25 protein-coding genes, 2 tRNA genes and 1 pseudogene are annotated in these 25,629 nt (G+C 41.9%); all 28 read right to left on the bottom strand.

Annotated elements, in window-relative coordinates; translation table 11 throughout:
• Positions 1–95: 95 nt before the first annotated feature.
• The 28 genes and pseudogenes from hpt to yabG all read right to left on the bottom strand — a co-directional run bounded on the left by hpt (position 96) and on the right by yabG (position 25,544).
• Positions 96–635, bottom strand: a complete 540-nt coding sequence (gene hpt / locus C5695_RS00420) for a hypoxanthine phosphoribosyltransferase (RefSeq protein WP_008357399.1) — start codon at positions 633–635, stop codon at positions 96–98.
• Positions 632–2,054: pseudogene (gene tilS / locus C5695_RS00415) on the bottom strand (tRNA lysidine(34) synthetase TilS). The gene hpt and the pseudogene tilS overlap by 4 nt, the downstream one beginning before the upstream one ends.
• Positions 2,055–2,150: 96 nt before the next feature.
• Positions 2,151–3,158 carry a protein kinase domain-containing protein gene (locus C5695_RS00410; protein WP_117732953.1) on the bottom strand — a complete coding sequence of 336 codons (1,008 nt, stop codon included), beginning with the start codon at positions 3,156–3,158 and terminating at the stop codon, positions 2,151–2,153.
• Positions 3,142–3,879 (bottom strand): vWA domain-containing protein, encoded by a 738-nt coding sequence (locus C5695_RS00405; protein ID WP_034325063.1) that lies wholly within the window; start codon positions 3,877–3,879, stop codon positions 3,142–3,144. Before C5695_RS00405 ends, C5695_RS00410 begins: the two co-directional genes overlap by 17 nt.
• Before the next feature lie 76 nt (positions 3,880–3,955).
• A complete protein-coding gene (gene spoIIE / locus C5695_RS00400) occupies positions 3,956–6,439 on the bottom strand; it encodes a stage II sporulation protein E (protein ID WP_117728202.1) in 2,484 nt (827 codons plus the stop codon).
• 203 nt (positions 6,440–6,642) lie between these two features.
• A tRNA-Glu gene (locus tag C5695_RS00395) sits at positions 6,643–6,714 on the bottom strand.
• Between the two features lie 25 nt (positions 6,715–6,739).
• A tRNA-Met gene (locus tag C5695_RS00390) sits at positions 6,740–6,813 on the bottom strand.
• 177 nt (positions 6,814–6,990) lie between these two features.
• The gene (locus C5695_RS00385; RefSeq protein WP_008357409.1) at positions 6,991–7,386 is read right to left on the bottom strand and encodes a S1 domain-containing RNA-binding protein; all 396 of its coding nucleotides are present in this window, start codon (positions 7,384–7,386) and stop codon (positions 6,991–6,993) included.
• A gap of 82 nt (positions 7,387–7,468) precedes the next feature.
• On the bottom strand, positions 7,469–7,843 hold the full coding sequence (locus tag C5695_RS00380) for an FtsB family cell division protein (protein ID WP_117728199.1): 375 nt from the start codon (positions 7,841–7,843) through the stop codon (positions 7,469–7,471).
• A gap of 18 nt (positions 7,844–7,861) precedes the next feature.
• Entirely contained in the window at positions 7,862–8,500 is a 639-nt protein-coding gene (gene yabQ / locus C5695_RS00375) for a spore cortex biosynthesis protein YabQ (protein WP_117728197.1), read from the bottom strand.
• Complete coding sequence (gene yabP / locus C5695_RS00370) at positions 8,497–8,805, bottom strand: sporulation protein YabP (protein WP_034665732.1); 309 nt, start codon at positions 8,803–8,805, stop codon at positions 8,497–8,499. The genes yabQ and yabP overlap by 4 nt, the downstream gene beginning before the upstream one ends.
• Before the next feature lie 74 nt (positions 8,806–8,879).
• Positions 8,880–9,140: an RNA-binding S4 domain-containing protein gene (locus C5695_RS00365; RefSeq protein ID WP_117728195.1), complete on the bottom strand. Its 261-nt coding sequence runs from the start codon at positions 9,138–9,140 to the stop codon at positions 8,880–8,882.
• Entirely contained in the window at positions 9,137–10,621 is a 1,485-nt protein-coding gene (gene mazG / locus C5695_RS00360) for a bifunctional methyltransferase/pyrophosphohydrolase YabN (protein ID WP_117728193.1), read from the bottom strand. The genes C5695_RS00365 and mazG overlap by 4 nt, the downstream gene beginning before the upstream one ends.
• Entirely contained in the window at positions 10,611–12,215 is a 1,605-nt protein-coding gene (locus C5695_RS00355; protein WP_117728191.1) for a putative polysaccharide biosynthesis protein, read from the bottom strand. The genes mazG and C5695_RS00355 overlap by 11 nt, the downstream gene beginning before the upstream one ends.
• A 201-nt stretch (positions 12,216–12,416) precedes the next feature.
• A complete protein-coding gene (gene spoVT / locus C5695_RS00350; protein WP_003217990.1) occupies positions 12,417–12,953 on the bottom strand; it encodes a stage V sporulation protein T in 537 nt (178 codons plus the stop codon).
• 139 nt (positions 12,954–13,092) lie between these two features.
• The gene (gene mfd, locus C5695_RS00345; protein WP_117728189.1) at positions 13,093–16,626 is read right to left on the bottom strand and encodes a transcription-repair coupling factor; all 3,534 of its coding nucleotides are present in this window, start codon (positions 16,624–16,626) and stop codon (positions 13,093–13,095) included.
• Between the two features lie 67 nt (positions 16,627–16,693).
• On the bottom strand, positions 16,694–16,924 hold the full coding sequence (locus C5695_RS00340) for an anti-sigma-F factor Fin (protein WP_117728187.1): 231 nt from the start codon (positions 16,922–16,924) through the stop codon (positions 16,694–16,696).
• Between the two features lie 55 nt (positions 16,925–16,979).
• Positions 16,980–17,546: an aminoacyl-tRNA hydrolase gene (pth, locus tag C5695_RS00335; RefSeq protein WP_012008658.1), complete on the bottom strand. Its 567-nt coding sequence runs from the start codon at positions 17,544–17,546 to the stop codon at positions 16,980–16,982.
• Positions 17,547–17,686: 140 nt separating this feature from the next.
• Complete coding sequence (locus tag C5695_RS00330; RefSeq protein ID WP_117728184.1) at positions 17,687–18,313, bottom strand: 50S ribosomal protein L25/general stress protein Ctc; 627 nt, start codon at positions 18,311–18,313, stop codon at positions 17,687–17,689.
• 139 nt (positions 18,314–18,452) lie between these two features.
• The gene (locus C5695_RS00325) at positions 18,453–19,406 is read right to left on the bottom strand and encodes a ribose-phosphate diphosphokinase (protein WP_117728182.1); all 954 of its coding nucleotides are present in this window, start codon (positions 19,404–19,406) and stop codon (positions 18,453–18,455) included.
• A 22-nt stretch (positions 19,407–19,428) separates the two neighbouring features.
• Positions 19,429–20,799, bottom strand: coding sequence for a bifunctional UDP-N-acetylglucosamine diphosphorylase/glucosamine-1-phosphate N-acetyltransferase GlmU (glmU, locus tag C5695_RS00320; RefSeq protein WP_117728179.1), 1,371 nt, complete (start codon positions 20,797–20,799; stop codon positions 19,429–19,431).
• Between the two features lie 198 nt (positions 20,800–20,997).
• Positions 20,998–21,294, bottom strand: a complete 297-nt coding sequence (gene spoVG, locus C5695_RS00315) for a septation regulator SpoVG (RefSeq protein ID WP_008357439.1) — start codon at positions 21,292–21,294, stop codon at positions 20,998–21,000.
• A 224-nt stretch (positions 21,295–21,518) separates the two neighbouring features.
• Positions 21,519–21,896, bottom strand: a complete 378-nt coding sequence (gene ridA / locus C5695_RS00310) for a 2-iminobutanoate/2-iminopropanoate deaminase (RefSeq protein WP_106052249.1) — start codon at positions 21,894–21,896, stop codon at positions 21,519–21,521.
• Between the two features lie 38 nt (positions 21,897–21,934).
• Positions 21,935–22,768, bottom strand: coding sequence for a pur operon repressor (gene purR, locus C5695_RS00305; protein WP_117728177.1), 834 nt, complete (start codon positions 22,766–22,768; stop codon positions 21,935–21,937).
• Positions 22,769–22,823: 55 nt separating this feature from the next.
• Positions 22,824–23,693 (bottom strand): 4-(cytidine 5'-diphospho)-2-C-methyl-D-erythritol kinase, encoded by an 870-nt coding sequence (gene ispE, locus C5695_RS00300; RefSeq protein WP_117728174.1) that lies wholly within the window; start codon positions 23,691–23,693, stop codon positions 22,824–22,826.
• Positions 23,694–23,839: 146 nt separating this feature from the next.
• Entirely contained in the window at positions 23,840–24,025 is a 186-nt protein-coding gene (locus C5695_RS00295) for a small, acid-soluble spore protein, alpha/beta type (protein ID WP_012008653.1), read from the bottom strand.
• A gap of 163 nt (positions 24,026–24,188) precedes the next feature.
• A complete protein-coding gene (veg, locus tag C5695_RS00290; protein ID WP_003217979.1) occupies positions 24,189–24,446 on the bottom strand; it encodes a biofilm formation stimulator Veg in 258 nt (85 codons plus the stop codon).
• 213 nt (positions 24,447–24,659) lie between these two features.
• Positions 24,660–25,544, bottom strand: a complete 885-nt coding sequence (gene yabG / locus C5695_RS00285; protein WP_117728171.1) for a sporulation peptidase YabG — start codon at positions 25,542–25,544, stop codon at positions 24,660–24,662.
• Positions 25,545–25,629: the final 85 nt, after the last annotated feature.

Here is a 25,629-nt window from a genome sequence, read left to right as displayed (position 1 = left end):
TCCTTACCTCCTCCCACAGTAAGCACAACTATGTTCAATAGTATCATAGAAAATCATTCCAATACAACCAATAACCTCATGTATACGTATGCTGATTAGCCTTCGTAAACAGATGGTTTTAACACTCCAATATACGGGAGGTTTCGGTAACGTTCAGCGAAATCCAATCCATAACCGACAACAAATGCATCTGGCACTTCAAATCCAACATAATCTGCTTTGATGTCTGCTTTGCGGCCGCTTGGTTTATCAAGCAATGTCACAATTTTTATGGAGTTTGCTTTACGGTATCGGAAAAGCTCTACCAGATAGCTCAAAGTTAACCCACTGTCGATGATATCTTCCATAATTAAAATATCTCTTCCTTCAACAGAAGTATCTAGATCCTTAATGATCTTTACTTCTCCTGAAGATACGGTAGACTTTCCGTAGCTAGATACATCCATAAAATCAAGTTCTAAATATGTATCAATGTGTTTGATCAGGTCTGCCATGAATGGAAGAGCCCCTTTCAAAACACCAATAGCCAGGGGAAATTTACCATCATAATCGCTGGTTAATGTTGCACCCAGTTCCTTCACTTTTTGCTGGATCTCTTCTTCTGAGATCAAAATCTTTTCAATATCTTGTTTCATGCTTTTGCTTGCCCCCTACAAATTTTCGTGCTGTCTATATTGTAATACAATGAGATCGCTGTTTGTCATATCAATTTCTTCAAAAACGGATTTTTTCAGACCTGGGATCCAGATGATTTGATGATCCGAGTCAGTGACGATCGGCCAGCTGTCTCTTTCTGCAAGAGGCACTTTTTTATCAATAAATATATCCTTCACCTTTTTTGATCCATTCATGCCTTTAAGTTTTATTCGATCACCATTTTTTCGTGAGCGAATGATCAAAGGAAGACGAACATGATCTTTTTGAAGCAAGAAAAAATGGTTTCCGTTCCGCGCATCCTTCGGAACATGATTTGACACCACGATAGACTGTCCATTTGGGAGGAAAAGCTCCTCTCCAAGCTCACCCTTTAAGTGAAGGGCATAGGACTGATCTAATACGAGCGATCGTTCAAAGGTAAACATACAGTGATCATAAGACTTGACAGCTTGTAAGCCTTTTGGCAAATCTAATGATCCAGACGGTTGTTCGGTATGAGATAACCAGTCCAAAGTCCCTAGAATATGCTGGTTTGAAAACGCTGATTGAGTGTTTTCATAAAGATAATTTAATATTAGTTGAATGCCTCTTCTTTGTAAAGGCAAAGGCAGGTCAAGCAAAGGCTTCGTTTTGATCTCAATTTGTTTAGGCGATTGATTCTTTATCACTTGGTTCATTTGTACCTTTGTTAATGCCTGCAAGTATTGCTCATCCTCAGTCAGCATGTCACTTATAAACTGAAAGCTTTCATGTACATGAGGTGCCTCTTCTTTTAACACGGGAAGAATGTGTCTTCTTATCCGGTTTCGCAAGTAGTCATCTGTGTGATTGCTTTGATCAATGACATAGGGAATATGTTCTTTTTCACAAGCGGTCAGCACATCGTCCTTGGAATATCCAATGAGCGGCCGAATTAGCCATCCATCTTGAAAAGGACGTTTTGCTTGAATACCTGCAAGTCCTATCCCAACAGTCCCTCTCACAAGCCTCATCATCATTGTTTCTACTTGGTCGTCTCCATGATGTGCAAGCGCTATAAATTGAGCGTTGTATTGCTCCATCAATTGACGAAAGAAAGCATATCTGCACTCTCTTGCAGCTGCCTGTTTGTTTAAGCGGTTTTCTTTTGCATATTGGGTAACCTGTATGCGGGTCGATTCAAAAGGGATCTCTTGCTCCTTGCAGTAAGCCTCAACAAATGCCAAATCAGCAAAGGATTCTTCTCCTCTGAACATGTGATCTACATGGGCTGCAATCAGCTGATAGGAACCTTTTCGACACTTGTTTAGTTCGTGCAATAAGAGCATAGAATCGGGTCCGCCAGAAACCCCGACAATGACTGTCGTATTTTCAAGGTAAACATCATGTTTTTTCAAAAAAGCTTCAATTCTATTCACAACTTCCTCCTCACAAAGAGCAGGTAATTTAAAGATATACATATCCTATCACTTTCAGTAGCTCCAAGCAAAGAAGAAGCCTGCTTTTTTACAGCTCTACAGCAGGAACAAAACCACATATGCACAGTAAAGAGCGAGTACACTGCAAACGATGAGTATGGTTTCAAAAATCCCGCCTGATTTTTTGCGTACTGACGTTCTTTTTGCTGCTGCAACCCGTGAGCGTGATGTGACCTGTTGATTTTGATGAACAGCCGGCTTTTGCCCATTTTTTTGTGTTTGCTTTTTTTGACGCGTTTTTCTTGAAGCAATCAGCTGCCCTTCTTTCAGCAACGCACTTTTCATGTCGGCTGCTGATTGATATTTACCGTGCAAAGCCGCCTTTAACACCCTTTCATATCGTTTTAATAAAGGATGTCCTTCAATGGCTCGATAAAGCTGCTTTTCTGGTTCTGCTCCTTTTTTGAATTCTTTCTTATACGCACAATTTAACATCACCATGCTTAAGGCAAACAGATCATAAGATGGCTCTGCCTTTCTTGTGCCGAATCCCCAGTAGCCTCGATCAAAAAACTCCGTATACTCCTTAATTGCTCTGCCTGCTTTTGTTGTTCCTCCCACATCAATGCACCTGATCGCAGCTGGGGGGCCTGAAATGATGAGATTATCCGGCTTCAAGTCTCCAAAAATCCAGCCTTCCTGGTGTAAATGAGCCAGGTTAGATAAAAGCTGAACCATTAAAACGACGATCCACTCATCACCTTTTTGTTTTACAAATTCAAGCAGCAGCGGACCTCTAACATACTCCATGACATAAAAGGAACGCTTTTGAAGCATGCCTGGATAAATGGCATCATCCATATCATAAAAAGAAGGCCCCATGGTTTTCACAGGAGCCTTAGAAAAGGATTTTAATACATTGACTTCAGATGCAATGAGCATACTGTCATCACTCACTTTAAGGGCTACTTGACCATTTGGCGATTCGGCCAGATAGACAATACCGTTCGCCCCTTTTCCCAGCTCTTTTACAATACGGTAATGATGGTGGTGCCATTTCCCTTGAATCACCGTGCCTAACGGAATGTTAGAAGCCGAATTCATCATCATGCTCTTCCTTTGCTTCAAGCAGCCCTTTACGCGAACGAACTGATTTGAAATGCTGAAGTGCTTCTCGAAGCGCTGGGCCAGTTGGTGTAATTCCTCCCGTAGTCAGTTTAGGGAAAATAGATGATAATGAATCGAATCGAGGCGTCCAATTCAACACAATTTCAGCATCTGAGTTTTTCCCGGGAAATACACACATCCCAAACTGATTTTCACCAATCCTTGAATTTAAACTAATGGAGAGGTCAATCAGTGCTTCTTTCACAGTCGGCAGCTTCGGTTTCATACTTGCACTTGTATCAACAAGCACGAGCACTTGAAGGTGAACCGTCTCTCCTAACTCATCGACTACTTCCATCACTTCGCCACGCTTATCAGGGGGAAGCTCTTCAATTTCTGTATCTTTGCCAAGTATTTGCTGCAATTCTTTATTCACAACACCTTGTAAGGTTTGCGTCATCGCTTTTTTTGTGACCATTTGTACCGTTTGAGATAACTGCTGGACGTAGACAACCTGGTGGATGCCTCCGCCTGCGAGTGCAATGCCCTCGACTTCTTTCATCGCTTCATGATCGTGTCTGTTTTCCTCCATAATGCCAATGACATTGACTGTAATCCCTTGTTCTTTTGCCAATGAGGCAATCGCAAGTGGATCTTCCCCGTGATTTGAGCAGCCATCTGTAATCAATAAAATTTGGTTTACGTGACCTTTTCGCATCTTCATTCCTCCTGGGATCGTAACTGAATGCTTATATCCCCATCATCGCCAGAAGAAATTCATATTATACGATATATTAAGAAATCTCTTGTTTCTCAAGATAGAATGTACCTGTCGGAATGGATGCCCATTTTGGTGTGTTATGGTCAAGTCTGATAACAACAACTGTCATATCGTCGTCAATTTGACCCGCTCTTGTTCGAATGACCTCCTCCATTAATAAATCAGCAATTTCTTGCGGATCTTCTGTTTTAAAGCTTTTCATTTTTCGCTTCACCCACAGATCATGATTTTCAATATGCTTGGGGCCTTCAAAAATGCCGTCACTCATCATAATCAGCAGATCTCCTGCCTTCATCTGTTCACTGACAACCTCCACTTCAAATTCATCAATAATGCCTATCGGCAAGTTGCTCGCTTGTACCTTCATCACCTGATCACCCCGTTTAATAAAGCTAGGTGTTGAACCAATCTTGAGGAACTTGCAGCTCGCATCCTGTAAATCAATAATTGATAAATCTAATGTTGAATAGATTTCATCTGTCGTTCGTAAAGATAAAATACTATTAATGGTTTTGATCGCTACTTTTTCATTGATCCCGGACGCCAATATTTTTTCTAACAGCTTAATCGTTTCATTGCTTTCAAAATGAGCCCTTGCTCCATTGCCCATTCCATCGCTAATCGCCGCAGCATATTTACCCGCACCCAGCTCCATCATGCTGTAGCTGTCCCCAGACACTAATCCCCCGCCTTTCGCTGCATGCGCTACGCCTGTAGCCACCCGATATGATTTTGCAGAGCCAAATACAACGTGGCAATAGCCTGTTGGGTGCTCTGCACACTGCTCTGCTTTGACTAAAATTTGTTCTTCCAAAATATCTGAGAGCATGGGGGCGATGATTTTTTCACATTCCCCATGTCCTTGGCAATAAGGGATTCTCATTTCAATATCGACATTGCCTTGCTCTAAGCTATAAATCTCTACTTGTTGAATTTCAATTCCAAAGTGCTGAAGCGCTTCTATCATCTGCTCTTCTTGAATAAAGTGCTGTTCTCTTTCTCGTTTTATTTCCCGGGAAAAATCCTCCATGACTTGTGAGACACCCATAAGCTGTTCAGCCACAAGACGTCTGCTGTCTTGGACTTTTTTCTTCAAGGTCTGATTGGCTTTGTAGTAAGCAATCTCTTCTTCAATCAATTCCTCTACATGTTTTGATTTTGAGCAGTGCTGGCTAAATTTCTTCTTCAATTTCCGGTTATGCTCGTACGTTTTTTCATCAGATTCTTGCATAACTTGTTTCATCAGTTCATAGGTTGTATCAAAGTTCTGCACCCAGCATTTATTTTTCTTATAGCACGTTTGACAGGATCGTTCTGTGATCGTACTTAAAAAAAGATCTACATCCTCTTCCTGCTTCTTTTCTTCAGGAATGGATTCGTAAAATGTCGCAAAACTCTCAGACAGCGCATGAAATACATTAGAGAATTGGTCTACCTTTTTTGCTGTCACATCTCGTACTTTCCGGGCATATTGCTGCTGTTCCTGTACATGCTCTACTGTACCAGGGATATATTTCGCCACCTTAGAGGTCACTGATTGTGGCGTGAGCAAGAAAAGCGCAACCGCAATCAGTGATTCATACAGCGTAGTCATGAGACCTGCTGACCCTTCTCCGTACAGGGAAATGAGTAAGGAACCCACAATTAAACCAATGGCCGCTCCTGCTTTCTTCCCCTCTTTGAGCAGTCCCCCTAATAAGCCTGAAAAGGCAAGAAGACTCATTTGATACAGATTGCCGATGTTGGCGAGACCGAGAATTAACCCTGTCACAACACCTACCGTACAACCAATACTGGCTCCTCCAATAAAGGCAAAGGTTAGTACGACATAACGCGATAAAATGTGCTCTGCCTGCATTCCTTGAAATGTGATGCCAGCCAAGCCTGTTAAAACTGACGCAATTAAAATCATAAAGCAAATAATTTCTTCAACTTTTAAAGAGTGTTTGATTTTCCTGACTGTAAAAATCGGCAGGCTTTGAAGAAAAATTAATGTCAAAATGAAGGCAAGTCCTGCTTCGACACCCGCCATGACGTAATCGTAGCTTTGCACAGCACCTTGCTCTAGATAGACAAAGCCTCCTCGGGTCATCAGCATTGATAGTACAATGACGACCGGCAATGTTTTCACTGGATCTTTGATGATGAAAGAAACCACCTTTGACATTAGGAGAAACACAATCAACGATGCAAACACAAACAATGCGCTTTGAGGTGATATCGTCATCGCCCCTGCAAGTAAAGCGAGACAAGCCAGCATGGCCTTATCTCTTTTGATCAGCAGCATAGAGCCAAAGAAAGGCAGTGCAAACGGCATAATTTCAGATAATATAAAGGCTCGTCCTAATAAAAAACCAAGAACAACATAAATAAACCCTTTATAGAAAAAAAGAGAATGCGTGTGATGAAGAAACAGGTTTTTCATCTTTTTTAACCCTGCACTGATTCTTTCCAACCCCGCTCCTGTTAAATCAGTTCTTCTTTCTAGTTTTTCCATCTTCTCATCCCCCACCTGATATTCGTTGCTTGTCATTATAGCGAAGGTGAAAAAGAAATTTTGTCAAAAGAAGTTGTCGTTTCCATAAAACGTTCGACGGTTTATTCGTCAAAGAGGCATACTTTCATGAAAGTCGATGTGTTTCATCACAATTTTACGAAGACACAAAAAAACAGCTTTCTATAAGAAAGCTGTTTCGAAGATGACCCGTACGGGATTCGAACCCGTGTTACCGCCGTGAAAGGGCGGTGTCTTAACCGCTTGACCAACGGGCCTTGCTTTATGTTCTACTTAAAAGGATAGCGGCGGAGGGGATCGAACCCCCGACCTCACGGGTATGAACCGTACGCTCTAGCCAGCTGAGCTACACCGCCAAAATAAAAATGCGCTAAGAAGCACAAGATCTATAATACAAAGGAATCGCTTGTCCGTCAATAGGAAGTTTTAAATTAAATAGCGAAATCTCAAAAAATGTCGTATGGATCAAGAAAAAAAGCACCTGCTGACAGCAGATGCTTTGTTTTGAATAATATATAGAAAGCAGCAACAAGTTAACCTCTTCTTGCTCCGCGCCCCCCACGTTTTGATTCCGTGTTACGTTTTAAAGATGTTAAGCGATCTTCGCTATCTTTTAAGAATTTGTTCATTTTTTGCTCAAACGATTCCTTCGGACGGAAATCATTTCTGCTCGGTCTTGATTGTTGTTGAGGACGATCTTTTGCTTTTTTAATGGACAAGCCGATTTTACCGTCTTTTTCAACGTTAATCACTTTCACTTCAACTTGTTCACCGACTTTTAAATGCTCATTAATATCTTTTACATAGTTATCGGCTACCTCACTGATATGAACGAGACCAGTTGAACCGCCTGGCAACTCCACAAAAGCTCCAAAATTTGTAATGCCCGTAACTTTCCCTTGTAACTTGCTGCCAACTTCAATCGACATAAAAAAAGTGCTCCTCCTTAGACTTATAAAAAAATCTCATTTGTTCAATTATACATAAACTGAATTTTAAGTGTCAACAAGGCTAATCGCTCTTATTGCCCACATCAAAGATTTTTTCGCCTTTTTTGGACATATAATAGTCTCTTCGTGCCAGTTCGAGTACGTATTCCTTGCTTTTCAGCTTCTTAATTTCATCAGAAATATCTTCCTGCTTTGTTTGTAATTGCTTCAACTCTTTTTCGAGCGCAACCTTCTTCTCTTCTTTTTCCTTTAGTGAGGACGATTGCGACCAGAGGGCACTTGTCACCAAGACAGCAAACATGAGCACGACCACACCAAACACGGTAAGCCTTCTAAGGAGTCCACGGCGTTTGCGTTTTAAGCGCTGTGCTTGCTGTTCCATTTGTTTTTGATAATCATTTTGAATTTGTGCGATATTTCTTTTTCTTTTGTTCAAGGTTGAAGGCCTCCTCTCTTACTTTGTCCAGAATTGTTTCCAATTCGTTTTAATGGTACCAGATAATTTCTTGGTCCCTTGTAAAATTCCTGCTCCTTTAGAGAAAAACAATCTCATTGATGTTCGCCATTTTTCGGGAATCCGATGAATAATGGTCACATTAAGTAACCAGATGAGCGGATAACAAACAATCGACAGCACCTTCCACACGAGCCGAAACGTAAAACGAACAAGACGTAAGAGCGAGTGGAGCAAGAACAATATAGTGCTTATGATCAATGTCATCAGCCAGCGGATTGGCTGGAAGACGATGGACATGACCAGCCGTTTCAGGAAGAGAACGGTCTGATAGACACATCTTATGACAAACTTGAGAACGTAGATATACACCTGTTTCATCAATGCCTGATACATTGAGAAGCCTAGTGCCACGGCTAGAAAGATATAAAGTCTGAACTCTCCCTCATTTGTCAGTAGCAGGACATAAAAGAATAAGAGACCCTGTACGATCCAAAAAAGGAGATCGTGTACAACCAAATGCCATTTTGCTGTCTTTTTCCGATTCACAAACAGCTTGTACGTATCAAGCGATGCGCCCAGCCAGATGCCCATCGCTGCCATGGAAAGCATCGTATAAAACTGGACTGTCAGCGTCATTTAAACAGCTTGCTAAAAAATCCTTTAGCTTTCTCCCCGTGCTGCTCATCTACATAGATTAAGTCAAAGACACGTCCTTTGATTGACACAACGCCTTTTTCGACGTCTAGGTTTTTCATTTGTAGATTTTCTCCGCGGATCGCGAGAATCCCCATGACCGTCTCAAGCAGAAATTCTTCATTATCAAAGCTTTCCACCTGTTTGACACCGGTAATATCTAAATGCTTTCTGTTTCGCATTGTGACATTGTGCTCCGCTTCTGATGACAGCTTCGTACCTTGAGGTTGATTATAATATTGATTCATTTATACATCCCCCATATCTCATACTTGCATTGTTACTGCATTGTATGTGATAGGAGGGTCATTTAGAACAAGCCCTATTCTGCTGTATTCTCTTCTTTTAGCACAGTATACATGCCTGCCGCTTCTTCTTTTTTCGTTGTGTCCTTTAACTCGTTGACTTGAACCGTCACAAGTTTTTGGCCAAAGCGGATTTGAAGCTCGTCTCCTTCTTTCACGTCAGAGCTAGCTTTCGCCTGTATGCCGTTAATGGAAATTCTGCCTTGATCAGCTACTTCTTTTGCCAATGTTCTTCTTTTAATTAAACGAGATACTTTTAAAAATTTATCTAGTCTCATGTATGTTCACCTCTTTCTATACGTTTGGCATCGTTCCATAGATCGTCCATTTCCTCTAGCGTTAAATCCTCTAATGAACGTCCCATGTCCTTTGCTTGCTGTTCGATATGCTGAAAGCGACTCATGAATTTTGTGTTAGCGGAAGCGAGCGCCGTTTCAGGCTCTAGCTGATAGAACCTTCCGATATTGACGAGAACAAATAAAAGATCTCCAAATTCATCTTTCATCTGCTTCGTTGCACTTTCTTCCGGCTTCTCTGCCACTTCAACGAGAAATTCCTGCTTTTCTTCTTCGTATTTGTTCCAAATATCTTTCACATCTGTCCAATCAAAGCCTACCTTGGCGGCTTTCTTTTGAAGCTTATATGCCTTTGTTAAGGCTGGAAGCGTCGCAGGGATGGATTGCAAAATGGAGACTGTCCGCTCCGGCTTCTCCTGCTGCTTGATTTTTTCCCAGTTAGCAACCACATCTGCTGCATCATAAACATTGGTGTCACCAAACACATGAGGATGTCGACGGATCATTTTTTCAGTGACATGCTGAATGACGTCATCAATTGAGAAATAACCGTCATCTTCACCTATTTGAGCGTGAAGCAATACCTGTAGCAGGACATCTCCGAGCTCTTCCACAATATGGTCTGGATCATCTTCATCTATCGCTTCAAGCAGTTCATAGCATTCTTCAATTAAATATGGTTTAAGTGACTCATTGGTTTGTTTTTGATCCCATGGACAGCCGCCCGGACCTCTTAATGTACGTATGACGTCACGGAATGTGTCAAATTGTTGATAAAGCAGTTGTTCATCTTGAATCGGAGGTACATAAACACTCGTTAAGTTATTTATCGACACATCTCGATCAAGTTCAAATAAAGGAACCGCATTAATCTGTTCTTGACGGCTTCCTGCCGCAGTCACAAGATAGACTTCATAATCGTCAGGAAGCTTTTCCATCAGCGTGAGTTTCACATTCGAAGCTGTCATCTGATCATATACCTGACAAATCAGCACATGTTGGGTTAATTTTAGATCATCCGCTCTCATATCTCCTGCATCAACGAATTGTAAGCCCTCGATTGGATCAATCTGCAAGGAGTTAAACGTGGCATCCAGAAAACTTTGGCCCCCTGCAATAGACACCTCAATCCCACGCTCTTGCTGCTGAGCGACAAGAAGCTGTACGGTTTTTTCTGCAACAAATGGGTGTCCTGGCACTGCGTACACAATATCCTTTTCCGCAGCCTCTGCAAATAAAATTTCAGTGATTTCTTGATATACCGAATCAAATTGATCGTGCTTTTCATAAATCTCATCAAAAAAGGTCAGAGATGGGACCTCCTGCATCAACTCTGGAGTAAGCGGATGGTCCTGCGTTCTCATAAATACTTCCTTTGCCTGCTTCAGCTGCTTGTATACACCGAGCGTCAGCTGATCCATGTCGCCTGCTCCAAGACCGACGACGGTAATCTTACCTGCCATTTTGATTCCCTCTCATCTGTTTAAAATATAAAATCTTTTCTCCTAATGGAATGAGTCTCCATTCCTCGTCCGTAAATACTTCTAGCTTAAGAATACTATATAAAAAGGCGAAACCACCAATAAAAACTGACGTCAGGCTCTCTAAAACAGAAAAAGGTCGTTTTTCAAAGGGAATGACCCAAGAAAACAGAGCCTGATACCCAATTAAGACAATAGCCATGAAGGCGGCTGATAATAGAATTTTCACTGGAAACAGCTCTCTCAATGAAATCCATCCTTTATGCTTCAAATAAACAGCATTGAGCAGAGCGGCAGCGAGAAAACCACATACGGTTGACCAAGCGGCACCGTGAATGCCAAATAGCGGGACAAGCGCAAGCGTTAGTATCCATTTCACGAGTACACTCAGGATCACCACAACAGCTGGATACACGGTATGTCCCAGTCCCTGAAGTAAAGCCATTTGCGTAATCGCAATGGATGTAAATGCGATGGAAATACAGAATATTTGCAGCGCATCTGTGCCTAAGTCATTACGAAAAAGCATGGTATTAACTGATGCTAGAATACAAATCAGTCCGACCGCTGACCCAATGCCTAAAACGGACGTGGTCTTAAACGATGTACGCACTTTTTGCCTTATCGTTTCATGCTCTCCATTACGCATGGCCGACGATAAAAATGGTACAAGAGAGGTTCCAATGCTAATAGCAAACACCGTCCCTAGCTGTAAGAATGGTTGGCCTCGGTCATACACACCTTTTGCCGCCTTTGCCGCGGCTTCACTCAGACCCTCGCTCCTCAGTAAAGGATATAGGTGAAAGGCATCAATCATTTGCATCCATAAAATGAGCAATCCGCTGATACAAATCGTGAATGTATACAGCACCAAACTCTTCAAAACATCCTTTTTCCGAAGTGTCACCCGTTTGCCTGCCATACTTGCAGCAGACTGTTTTCTGTAAGTCAGCCAAAGGAAAAGAAGCAGTATGAGTGAGGCCGTACTGCCTGCGATGGAGGAGAATACCGCACCCGCACCTGTTTCATAAAGCGAATAACCGTGCCTCACGAAATAGAAGGATAATACAAGCAAAACACCTACCCTAATGAGCTGCTCAACAAGTTGAGAAATAGCGGTGGGAAGCATCATACCGCCACTCTGAAAAACTCCCCTCAGCATTACAGTAAGCGGCAGAAATAAAAATACAAAAGCACTCATTTGGATGAGCAGAATTAATTGACTGTCCGCCATAAGGCTCGCAATTCTTCCTGCCCCTATGTAAAGACAAAGAAATAAGACCAAGCTCAGTAACGTGATATAGACCAAGGATACCCTTATAATGATCCGTCGATTCTCTTCCCCATGCTCACTCAGAAGCTTGGACACCATGACAGGAAACCCTGTGGTGCCGAGCATGATGGCAATGCCTAGGAAGGGGTATACTTGCTGATAAATATAAAACCCTGTGTCCCCAACGATGTTTTGGAAAGGGACACGATAAATGGCACTTAGTACCTTTGATAACAAACCTGCGATGGTCAAAATCACCGCACCCTGGAAAAGCCAATGCGGCTGATTCACAGCATTTTTCATGGATGACTCCTTTATGTTCAATCAAAAAATAGATCTACAGTTAAACGCACTCATTATATCATACGTTCCTAAAAAGCCGTTTCTTTCTAAGGAGTAGACGACACATTCCTCATTTTGTTTCATCCCATATAAAAAACGCCGACAAAATCAAATGATTTCGTCGGCATTCGTTCTTATCAAGATGATATAGAAATATTAGACCTAGTGTTCCATTTGACGGGCTAAGAAGCCAGCTGCCGTTTCTGCCGCTTTATGCTCCACTTCTCCCATTGAACGCTCTTTAGAAAATAACACGACGGCGCCAATCGGATCTCCGTTTGCAACAATAGGTGCAATGGTATAAGCAGATACGTCATCATCAATACCATCGACAAGTTGAATTTCTTTTTTGCTTTCTTCTAACACAGAATTACGCTGGTCCATTGTTCGTTCAAGTAAATCACTGATAGATTTGTTTAAGTACTCTTTTTTCGAACTACCGGATACAGCAATATACGTATCTCGATCACAGATCAGGATGGAATGACCCAAACTGTCGAATAATGCATCAGCATATTCCTTCGCAAAGTCCCCTAGCTCACTAATCGGCGAATATTTCTTCAAAATCACTTCTCCATCGCGGTCGACGAAAATTTCAAGTGGATCTCCTTCCCGGATGCGCAATGTTCTGCGAATCTCCTTTGGAATAACCACTCTACCTAGATCATCGATGCGGCGTACAATACCAGTTGCTTTCATTCACTGCTGCCTCTCTTTCGTTTGATGATGTGTTGGGTGAATGGAACAAAAGCGTCCACTTTATGCAACATTCACCACTTGACCCTGAGATTAGTATCCGTCACATCAAACGTAATATACACGAGAGACAAACAAAATTTTATGAAGATGGAATGGTTTCTTTTTTCACATCTTGAAGGCCTCGAAGCATATTCAGAACGATCTCAAGCCATTCCTCCGACTTCTTGCCTTTTGTCTGGACAGAAATAATTAGCTTGCTGCCTTCCATTCCTAATCCAATATCACGCCCATATTTACTGCCGAGCGCAAATAATTTTTGACCGTCGATTTCACTGCTTGCTTGCTCTTCAAGAGTGAGCCTGACAATGCCTTTTTCCATCTTGATCAGTTCGACTCGTTCTTGTATTGCGTATACTTTCATCGTCGCAATCGTAAATAAGTCCGCCACTTCTTGCGGATATTCACCAAATCGGTCGATCATTTCATCTTGAAGCTCTTTTCGCTCTTCGATTGATCCAATCGCTCTGAACTGTTTATACATCTCAATTTTTTGCTTGCCATCCGAAATATAAGTATCTGGAATGTAGGCATCGATTTGCAGATCGATTTCCGGCTCGAATTTATCTTGAGCTGTTGTATCGCCTCTTCTTTCCTCAATGGCTTCTTTCAGCATTTGAGAATAGAGGTCGAATCCAACAGAATCAATGAATCCATGCTGCTGTGCACCAAGTAAGTTTCCTGCTCCTCGAATCGTTAAATCACGCATCGCAATTTTAAATCCTGAACCGAGCTCTGTGAATTCTTTAATAGCTTGAAGTCTCTTCTCTGCTACTTCAGACAGAACTTTATCTTTTCGATATGTGAAATACGCATAAGCGACACGATTCGAGCGCCCTACTCGTCCTCTTAGCTGATACAGCTGAGAAAGCCCCATTTTATCGGCATCGTGGACGATGAGCGTATTCACATTTGGAATGTCGACGCCCGTTTCAATGATGGTCGTACTGACCAATACATCTGATTCCCCTTCAAGGAAATTGATCATCACTGATTCCAGCTCGTTCTCACTCATTTTCCCATGTGCATAGCTGACTTTCGCGTCTGGGACTAGCATGGAGATTTCATCTGCTTTTCGTTCAATATCTTCAACACGGTTGTACAGGAAGTACACTTGACCGCCGCGTGCTAATTCTCGCTCAATCGCTTCTCTGACTAAAGCGCCATTGTACTCCACCACATAGGTTTGAACAGGGAAACGGTTTTCAGGCGGCGTTTCAATAACCGATAAATCACGCACACCAAGCATTGACATATGCAGCGTACGAGGAATTGGCGTAGCCGTTAATGTCAGTACATCGATATTGGCTTTCATCTGCTTGATTTTCTCTTTATGCGTCACACCAAAGCGCTGTTCTTCATCAATGACCAACAGACCTAAGTCCTTATAGACAATATCTTTAGAAAGCAAACGATGTGTACCGATGACCATATCAATCGTGCCATTTTTCAGCCCTTTTAATGTTTCAGTTGTTTCTTTTCTCGTACGGAAACGGCTCAGCTGAGCAATTTTGACAGGGTAGTCTTGGAATCGGTCCATGATCGTGTCAAAATGCTGCTGCGCTAAGATGGTTGTCGGCACGAGCAATGCAACCTGCTTCCCGTCAGCAATTGCTTTGAAGGCAGCTCGAATCGCCACTTCTGTTTTTCCGTATCCCACATCTCCACAAAGCAGACGATCCATTGGACGCTCTCTCTCCATGTCTTGTTTGATTTCATGAATGGAACGGATTTGATCATCTGTTTCCTGATAAGGGAACGCAGATTCAAACTGGCGCTGCATCTCATGGTCCGGCGAGAAAGCATACCCTTTGCTTGCCTCACGTTCTGCATACAGCTTAATGAGATCGTCTGCAATGTCTTGAACAGATGATTCCACTTTTTTCTTCACACGTTTCCAATCGCTGCCGCCTAGTTTGTACAGCTTTGGTTCTTTACCTTCTGATCCGACATATTTCTGCACCTGATCAATTTGTTCAACCGGTACATAAAGCTTGTCGCTTCCTTGATAGTGAATATTTAAATAATCTTTATGAATGCCGCCGATTTCAAGCGTTTCAATTCCTAAATATTTACCGATCCCGTGGTTAATGTGCACCACATAATCACCGACTTGAAGCTCGGAATAGCTCTTAATGCGCTCTGCGTTGGTCAGCTTTTGTTTACGTGCCTGCTTCTTCACACGTTTCTTGAAGAGCTCACCTTCAGTGATCACCGCAATTTTTGATAATGGCAGTTCAAAGCCTGTTTGCAGCTCACCTTGTAAAATATACACCTGCCCGCTTACAAGCTCAGCGTCCGGCTTAGCACGAGCGGCTTCAATGTCATAGTCATTTAAGACAGAAGACAGTTTGTCTGTTCGTTCTTCATCCACACCTAAGATGACAACCGTATATTGTTGTTTTTTATAGCGTTCAATTTCACTCGCAAGCACATTCATCTGTCCGTGGAAATTCTGCATTTGCTTACTAGATACATTGACGATATTTTGCGGATTTGTCTGCTGGACATGTCTCAGGAACAAGGAGTAGTACAGAATAGACCTCGACTGCTGTCTGATCAGCTCTTGGAATGGGAAAGAAAGAGATAAATCATGAAGGATATTTCCTTCTTCAAGTAAACTAATTGTCCAATCAGCTTCTTCCTGTTCAAGTTGTTCTTCCATCTCCTGTATTCTGCTGATTTCATCCAAAATAATAATCGTATCCTGTGAAGTGTAATCTAGCAAACTAGCAGGCTTTTCATAGAAATAGGAAAGGTACTTCGTCATTTCCTGCGTCACGATGCCTTCTAGCAGCTTCTCTCGATCAGCCGAAATATGTTGATGCAACAGTTCTTTTTGCTGATCTGAGTTGAATTTCTTTAAGCTCTTCGCAAGTCCTTGATCAAGCTGTTCAATCGCTCTCACTCGTTCAGGACCTCTTACAATCAGCTCTTTTGCGGGACCGATTTTGATCTCTTGAAGCGTTTCTAATGAACGCTGTGTATCCGAATGGAACGTTCGGATCGAGTCTACTTCTGTATCAAACAGTTCAATTCGAATAGGATGTTCTTCCGTTAACGCATAAATATCAATGATTCCTCCGCGCACACTAAAATCTCCGGGCGCAGCAACCATCGACGTCCGGTCATAACCAATTTGTACGAGTTGTTTTGAAAACGCCTCCAAATCAATTTCTTCACCGACCTTTAAATGGATCTGACTTTCCTTCCAGAGCTCAACAGGCGGAAGCATTCTGCGCACTGCGGCAGCCGGTGTGACGATAATGGGGTTTTCTCCATTTGCCAGCCGGTTCAAAACATCTAGACGCTGTGCTCTAAGCTCAGGGCTGGCAACGGCAATTTCTGAAGCGATGAGTTCGTTTACAGGATAAAGAAGGACCGAGCGATCTGACATCACACTGGCAAGATCGTCTGTTACCTTCTGCGCTTGATATAGGTTGTGAGTCACAATGAACATCGGCCGCTTGAGTTCATCTGATATAGCGGCTGTAAATAAAGATCTGACGGAGCCTGATAGTCCGGCAAGCAGCTGTTCTTTTAACCCTTCCTTTAGCCCATTAAAAATGGACTGAAAATCATCACTTTGTTTGATAAATGATTGTATATTTTTCATTTGGCTCCTCCTCCCTGCTTGTTTAAAACAGAAAAACGCTTTGGTCTATTATCTACACCAAAGCTTTTTATTGAATAAAAGTATGATACTGATGGTAATCAGGATTTCTTTCGAGCGCCTCTTGGCAATCCTCACAAATGGTTTGTACATGTAAATCACCATTTTCCTTATAAGAAATCATATCGTTTCTTTCTTCATTTGTTAAGTGATGAAATCCAAGTGCTTCACTTTGAACAGCAGATTCATCTAGACTGCCAACCTTTACACCACAGTGCCGGCAGTAATAATGCAAAGCCATACGTGATCCTCCCATGCTGAGATTTTATGATCAGTATGTGCTTTGCTTATCATTCTTATACCTTCTTGTTAAAATCATTCATCACTTCTAAAAACGGCTTTGTTAAAGCGGCCTCACAAGCCTCGACAGACGCCTGAATAGCTGATGCAATGTCAGGCTGTTCCTCTTCAGAAAAGCGTCCTAGCACGTAATCGACGACCTTCATGCCATTTTGAGGACGTCCAATCCCGATACGGAATCGGTCAAACTCAGGTGACCCTAAATGCTGAATCAACGACTTGATTCCATTATGTCCGCCTGCACTCCCTTTTGTACGCAAACGAATTCGGCCAGTTGGCAAATCAAGATCATCATAGATGACTTTCAAATGTTCAAGGGGAATATCATAGTAATCCATTAGTGGACGCACGCATTCTCCCGATAAGTTCATATATGTAAGCGGCTTTACAAGTAGAACCTTTTGCCCTGAAACAAACCCCGTTCCAAATTGTCCGTGGAATTTTGATTGATTTAAAGGGATGTCCCATTTTTTCGATAACTCATCTATGGTCATAAACCCGACATTATGTCTTGTTTTCTCATATTCTTTTCCTGGATTACCTAATCCAACGAATGCAATCATGAAACCAATAACCTCCTTTGTCACAAAGCACACGCCTAAAAAATGAGCCAATATAATTGCCTCATGTAAAAACGTATGAATTCTTTTCATTCTAGCACAAAAGACGCAACCGCGGGAGGGTTACGTCTCTAAATGACCAGTTATTCTCCATCGTCATCCTTTTCTTTAATAGCCTCAGGTTCTTGTGGTTCCTCTTCACTATCTGGCTCAGGGACCTCTGATTGCTGAGGCGGAAGAATGGATGCAACGACTTCATCTGGATCGTTATTCACTTGATACGATGACTGAACAGATAAATCAGCCACTGTTAAGACATCATTCACTTCTAAGTTTGTAATATCTGCTTCAATATGCTGCGGGATATCTTTTGGTTTCGCTGTAATGGATAGCTCAAATAGTGGCTGCTGAAGCACACCGCCATCTTTTACCCCTTTAGATTCACCAATCAGCTGTACAGGTACATCTGCTTCAATTTCACGCTGTAAGTCAACTACTTGGAAATCTGCATGGACAAGCTCATTTTTCAGCGGATCTGTTTGTAATTCTGTGACCATCACGGATTTTGTTTCACCGCTTACGTCTAATGTGATGATTGTATTTTTTCCTTCATCACGTAAGGTTTTCAATAAATCGATGCTGTCTAGAGAGACGGCCAAGTTGTCTGTATTTTTTCCGTATATGACACCAGGAACGTGTCCTGAATGACGGATTTTTTGCAGTGTGGAACGTTTGAAATCAGTTCTTTTATTTGCTTTTAAAGTTGCCATATTCAGCACCATCCTATTTCTTTTTTGTCACTACTCTCATCATTACCCATAACCGAATCATTTTAAACCTATTTGCTCTGAATGATGACACCAAAAAGACCCTAAGCAAATGCCTAGGGCCCTTTTTTGATCAGAAAAATTAGCTGAAAAGATAGCTCACAGATTCTTCTTCATGTACACGGATGATGGCTTCTGCAAGCAAAGGCCCAACTGAAAGTGGAATGAATTTTTCAACTTTCTTGTCATCTGTTAAGCGAATACTGTTTGTCACAACTAATTCTTTGATTTTAGAGTTTGTGATACGTTCTACTGCTGGTCCAGACAATACTGGGTGAGTACAGCACGCATATACTTCAGCCGCTCCATTTTCGACAAGTGCGTTTGCAGCAAGTGTAATGGTACCAGCTGTATCAATAATATCATCGATGAGAATCGCTGTTTTACCTTCAATGTTACCAATGATATTCATCACTTCAGCAACGTTTGGCTTCGGACGACGTTTGTCGATAATGGCGATTGGTGCTTTCAGACGATCTGCCATTTTACGCGCACGTGTTACCCCACCGTGGTCAGGAGACACAACGACGATATCATTCAAGTTTTTCTGTTCGAAATAGTTTGTTAAGATTGGCACAGCCATTAAGTTATCGATTGGAATATCAAAGAAACCTTGGATTTGCGGCGCATGAAGATCAAGTGCAATGACACGTGTAGCACCTGCTGTTTCAAGCAAGTTTGCAAAAAGCTTCGCAGTGATTGGCTCACGAGGTTTTGCCTTACGATCTTGACGTGCATATCCGTAATAAGGGATCACGATATTGACAGTTTTCGCAGAAGCGCGTTTTAGTGCATCTACCATAATGAGCAGTTCCATAATGTGCTCATTGACTGGTGCACTCGTTGATTGAATGACATAACAATCACAGCCGCGGATACTTTCTTCAATATTGATTTGGACTTCACCGTCACTAAAGCGTTTAACAGAGCTCTTTCCTACATCGACTCCGATACGATCGGCAATTTCTTTAGCAAGTTCAGGGTTTGAATTCAAAGAGAATATCTTTAAATTCGCATCAGCATAACGATTAGACATGGTAAACCTCCGGGTATTTGGATTATTTTTTATGAATATTTTTCACATAATCTTCTTTGTTGACTTGTCTTGCTCTAGCAATAGACAATGCATCCTGCGGTACATCTTCTGTAACCGTTGAGCCGGCTGCAACATATGCCCCTTTTCCGACAGTGACTGGTGCCACGAGATTTGAATTACAGCCAATAAAAGCGCCGTCCTCAATCTTCGTTAAGAATTTATTCTTCCCATCATAGTTGACTGTAATGGACCCACAGCCAAGGTTTACATCCGTTCCGACTTCTGCATCTCCAATGTAGCTTAGATGAGATGCCTTGCTGCGGTCACCGAAAATCGTCTTCTTGATTTCGACAAAATTCCCGATCTTCACTTCATCGCCAATTTTCGACAGCGGGCGAATATGAGCAAAAGGCCCAATTGTCACATCAACTCCAACCTCACTATCGCAGACGACAGATTGCTTAATCACTGTGCGATCTCCGATGATGCTGTCAACAATTTCAGTGTTTGGCCCAATAGTAGCGTCTGCACCGATTTTTACATTCCCTTTGATGACCGTCCCAGGATAAATGACTGTATCTTCACCGATAACAGCATCTGGTGAAATATACGTGTTCTCAGGATCAATCAAGGTCACACCATTCTTCATATGCTGATGATTAATACGTCGCTTCATGAATTGCTCTGCTTGTGATAGAGCGATACGATCATTGACTCCAAGTGTTTCCTCAAAATGCGGTGTTTGATACGCTGCAACTGTTTGCCCTTCATTCTTTAAAATTTCAATGACGTCTGGCAAGTAGTATTCGCCTTGTGCATTTTCATTGGACACTTGCTCAATCACACGGAAGAGATCTTCATTTGAGAAGCAATAGGTCCCTGTATTAATTTCATTCACTTGACGTTCTGCATCATTCGCATCTTTATGCTCCACAATTTTCACGACAGCACCAGTTTCGTCACGAATAATACGACCGTAACCCGTCGGGTCATCCGCATGTGCTGTTAAAATAGTAACTTTCGCTTGATGTTTTTGATGCTCGCTCAACATGGCTTCCATTGTTTCCGCTGTCAATAATGGTGTATCACCACAAATGACAATGGTTGTTCCCTTTTCCTGCGCAAGGAACGACTTTGCTTGTTTGACGGCATGGGCTGTTCCCAGCTGTTCTGCTTGAAGTGCATACTCACTTCTGTCTCCAAGCTGCTCTTTGACGTCCTCTGCTCCATGACCGACAATCGTCACTAGCTTGGCTAAAGAAAGCTTTAACGCTTCATCTGCCACATGCTCGACCATTGGTTTTCCGCAAACTGGATGAAGTACTTTGTATAGCTTTGACTTCATTCTCGTTCCTTTTCCCGCTGCTAAAATCACTGCGAACCGCTTATCCATTGATTGGCCTCCAATATCCCTATTATCCATAGAAAAATATATCCTAAATATGAACTGATTTCAAGGATACAAGAGGAAGTGCATTAATTTTCTAATGGATGAAACATACAAGAAACAAGAGGATAAACGCAAAAAAGACAGCATTTAAAAGAAAACATTCATTTTCTCTTAAAGCTGTCTTTTTAGGTTCACATATCTTTAAGAAGCTCCAGCTTCTTCATATTCAATTGTCTCTTCCTCTTCGCCTAAGCGATGATACTCATTTAAAACAGCATCTTGGATTTTACCCCGAGTGCTTGAATTAATTGGATGTGCAATATCGCGAAACTCTCCATCAGGCGTGCGTTTGCTAGGCATTGCAACAAACAAGCCATTGTTTCCATCAATCACACGAATATCATGAACAACAAATTCGTGGTCCAGCGTGATGGATGCAATCGCCCTCATGCGACCATCGGTATTCACGCGGCGTAATCTTACGTCAGTAACTTCCACAGTAGTTCACCACCTTTTCCCAATATAAAAGCATTACTTAGGTATTCAACGATTGTGGTGATTCTCCTGCTCTTTTTTAAAACTTTTTTGAAATATCGGGATATTTATACATTATTTGTCATTTTCATGACGGCGCTTACAACTACTTCGTGAAAAAAAGACATCATGATGATGTCTTTGCCTGCATATAATGAAACCAAACGGCTTTTATTAAGACTGCCTGTTTACTTCACTAATGCAATCACTTCAATTTCTACAAGTGCATCCTTAGGAAGTCTTGCTACTTCCACACATGAACGAGCTGGCTTATGTGTATGGAAATACTCGCCATACACTTCGTTCACTTCTGCGAATTGTTCCATATCTTTTATGAAAACTGTTGCTTTCACGACTGTTTCAAAAGAAGCACCTGCTGCTTCAAGTACGGCTTCAAGATTACGGAACACTTGATGTGTTTGTTCTTTAATATCTCCATTTACAAAATCTCCAGCTGGCGTTAATGGAATCTGCCCTGAGCTGTAAAACATGTTATTGACAATAATCCCTTGAGAGTAAGGTCCAATGGCTGCTGGTGCATGTTTGGTTTGAACAACTTTTGTCATATCAATCTCTCCCATTCAATTACATGTTTGATAAAAGCTTAAGCTTTCGAATGAAAAAACTCGTGGAAATTGCCTTCATTGATCTCAATGATCTTCTGCTTCATATCAATGGTTGACAGCTTTAACAACGAGACATATTCATCGACAAGACGTTCATCTACGCCTTCATCTTCTAAAAGAACACCGATCCCTGCAACATTTGCATTAAATTCCTCTAGCAAATTCACCATGCCGTTAATGGTTCCGCCCGCTTTCATAAAGTCATCAATGATCAGGACATTGGATCCTTTATCTAAGCTCCGCTTTGCAAGTGACATGGTCTGAATTCTGTTAGACGAACCTGACGCGTAGTTAATACTTACAGTTGATCCTTCGGTTACCTTATTATCTTTTCTAACAATCACAACAGGCACATTTAAATAACCCGCAACAGAATAGGCAATTGGAATCCCCTTAGTCGCAACGGTCATGACGACATCAATCGCACGATCTGCAAAGATCGTTGCAAACAGTTTACCTATTTTCGCAAGGGTTGATGGATTACCTAAAACATCGGTTAAATATAAATAACCGCCAGGAAGTACACGTTCAGGAGTCGATAGAGCCTCTCCGATATCGTTTACTACGTCGTCTGCTTCTTTTAGGTGAATCTTAGGAATATATTTCACTCCGCCAGCAGCACCAGGTACAGTAAGCAATGTGCCTATTCCCTGCTGTTCGAAGGTCTGTTTGATAATCGTTAAGTCTTCACTAATGGAGGACTTCGCAGATTGATATCTTTCTGCAAAAAAAGTTAACGGTACTAATACGTGCGGGTGGGTTAACAAATAATTTGTTAAGTCCACCAATCTGCCGCTTCGACGAAACTTCATGAACTTACCCCCAGAACCCGAATAATTTATGAATAATATAACTTAATATACGGATTTAATCAAGGGCATTTTGTTCGCCGATCATGCGGACAGCGTATACTTGATCACAAAATCCTCTCAGTCCGTTATATATTCTTTGTACCTTTGATTCATATTGAATCAAGCCAAATACTGTTGGGCCACTTCCACTCATTAAAACAGCGTCAGCACCGAAACGCTTCATCTGTCTCTTGATCATATCTACTTCTGGATACATCTTTAATGTCACAGACTCTAGAACGTTACCGAGTGAGCCGCACATCTCTTTATAATCTTTCGCTTCAATCGCTTCAATCATACGCTGTACATTTGGATGTTCTACTTTGCTTGCGTCATATTGTCTATAGACTTCAGCTGTAGATACACCGATTACTGGCTTCGCTAAAATCACCCAGCAATGCGGCGGTGTCGCAATATGCTTCAGCTTTTCTCCACGTCCTGTCGCTAGTGCTGTGCCTCCATGTACACAAAAGGACACATCTGAGCCGATCTCCGCTCCAAGCTCAGCTAGTTCATCTAACGAGAGGTTTAACTTCCACAAACGATTTAAGCCGCGAAGAGCTGCCGCCGCATCACTGCTGCCCCCAGCTAAACCTGCTGCGACTGGAATGACTTTTGTGATGACAATGGATACACCTTTTTGAATACCGAACCTTGTTTTGAGTAATTTAGCCGCCTGATAAGCCAAATTACGCTGATCATCTGGTACAAATCGATTATGAGATGATACACGGATTTCATCCTTCTCCAGTTCCGTCAGCTCTAGTCGATCTGCAAGGTCTATTGTTGTCATCACCATCTCCACTTCGTGATATCCATCCGGTCTTTTTCCATGAACATCAAGTGAGAGATTAATTTTTGCCGGTGCTTTTTCTAAAATACGCAAACAGTTCACCTACTTCTCCATCTAAACATAAGTATCAATATTGTATCACATTTGATGGATCTGATGAATATAGGCTTTTACGTCGAGCACACTGACTTTTTCATCAAAAAAAGCCAGAGACACCCGAGGTATCCCTGACCGTTTTTCTATCGTTGATTCTCATCCTGAGCCATATGCTGTTGAGCTAATTCAATGGCACGTTTGACCATATTACCTGCGTCACGCGCACGAATTTCTCCCCAGCCTCCATTTTTGACGGTATCATAAAATCCAAGATCCTTCGCCAGCTCGTATTTGAACTCATCTGACATAATGCCTCGGCGTCTACCCAAACGAAACAGCCCCTTTAGTCGAGAATTCGAATCAGTGCCACTGCTTTCGTGACTTTCTTATTTTGTATCGAATCTATCCTTTTACCCCTTTCAAAAAATGGACAGACTCCCATTCAGAAAAAAAGGCAAAACAAAAAGCAGTAAACAAGAAGTTCACTGCCCATTAATAGGCGACTGAGCTAGCGGTATCATCGAACGTTAGTTCAACCGTCTCAGTCAGTATATCTGCATAACTGTAAGAAACTCTTTCAAACGAATTCTCATCTTGATCTAATTGAATCACAAATACAGAAGGGTACGTTTCAGCTAAAATGCCCGAACGCTCAATTGTTTTACGGCGGCCCCCGTTAGCCTTTAACGTCAAACGTTTACCTAAGTTACCATCAAGCGATCTTTTGATGTCGGACAAAGTCTTCGCCATTGCATCCACCTCACTGAGATAATTATACAACAACAGCCCATTTTTGTCAAATAAAAATTAAATTATATCAACGAACACGAGCTATTGTCAACAAAATATTTTTGACAAACTTCTACCTTTTCTCCTCCCTATTTTTCTCAAATTCCGGTGAATTATGTATCCTTTTGACATTTCTTTTTGAGCATAAAAAAAACCAGACTGAAATCAGTCGGGTTATGTCGATTCATGGTCTCTTTTATATGGCATACCTACCCTTAAAACACCCTTCGTCTCGATGCCTCCGAGGCCCTTTTCTCTTGTTAATGTATTTCGGAGCACATCCCACACGTTGATTCGATCTACAAATGGAGTGAAGCTGATCTTCGCAACGATATAGACGGGGTCAAGCGCATGGATGTTCACACGGGAAGGCGAGCTTGCAAAATTAGCACCCGCTTGGATCAATGATTCAAAATGAGATTGACAGGCTCCCGCAAAGATCACAAGTTGATCTAAATGAGGAATTTTCCGTCTTGCTTTTTGAACCGTTTCAACGAAATGACGAGAATGGCGATAGGCACCGATATCATGCACGCCGCCCTTTTGCTTGGAATACGCATCATGTCCTGTGATAACCAAAATATCAGGACGATATTGATCAATGAGCGAGTCAATCATGCTTGGCATCTTCTTCTCATGACAATGCACCCCATACACAGGCACACCAATACGCTCATATACATCTAAGCATTTTTTTAAGTATGAAGCATCTCCATCTAAATGAAGGACCTTTCCAGGCATGTGAAAATACTGCTCCTGATGCTGATATTGTCCAGAAGTATAATACTCTTGTTTTTCCCGCAGCAGTTGATAATCCTGTCTTAGCAGGTCGAGCGATTCGTTGATTTTTCGTTCGTCGTCCTTCTCCCTAGTCAGCTGTTCTTCTTTCTGAATCATGACGAGATCTGACATCTTAGCATCAGCGATCAGCCTCACTTCATTCCCATGCAATATGGCGGTGGCTTCGTGCTGATCTGTCTCATCAATTCGAATGATTCGAAACATAATATCCATTTGATAGGATGCCCTTGTCACCATATCTCCTATTTGAAATTGCATGCTTTTCACTCCACAATCAGGCTCATATCCTGTTGGTATCGTCTTGCGCTATGTTCGTTTTTCATGTGTACTGTTCTTTCTAGCC

Origin of the sequence: Bacillus pumilus, assembly GCF_003431975.1 — a bacterium.
In the GTDB taxonomy this organism is placed as follows: domain Bacteria; phylum Bacillota; class Bacilli; order Bacillales; family Bacillaceae; genus Bacillus; species Bacillus pumilus_N.
This window is presented reverse-complemented; position numbering and strand designations above follow the sequence as displayed.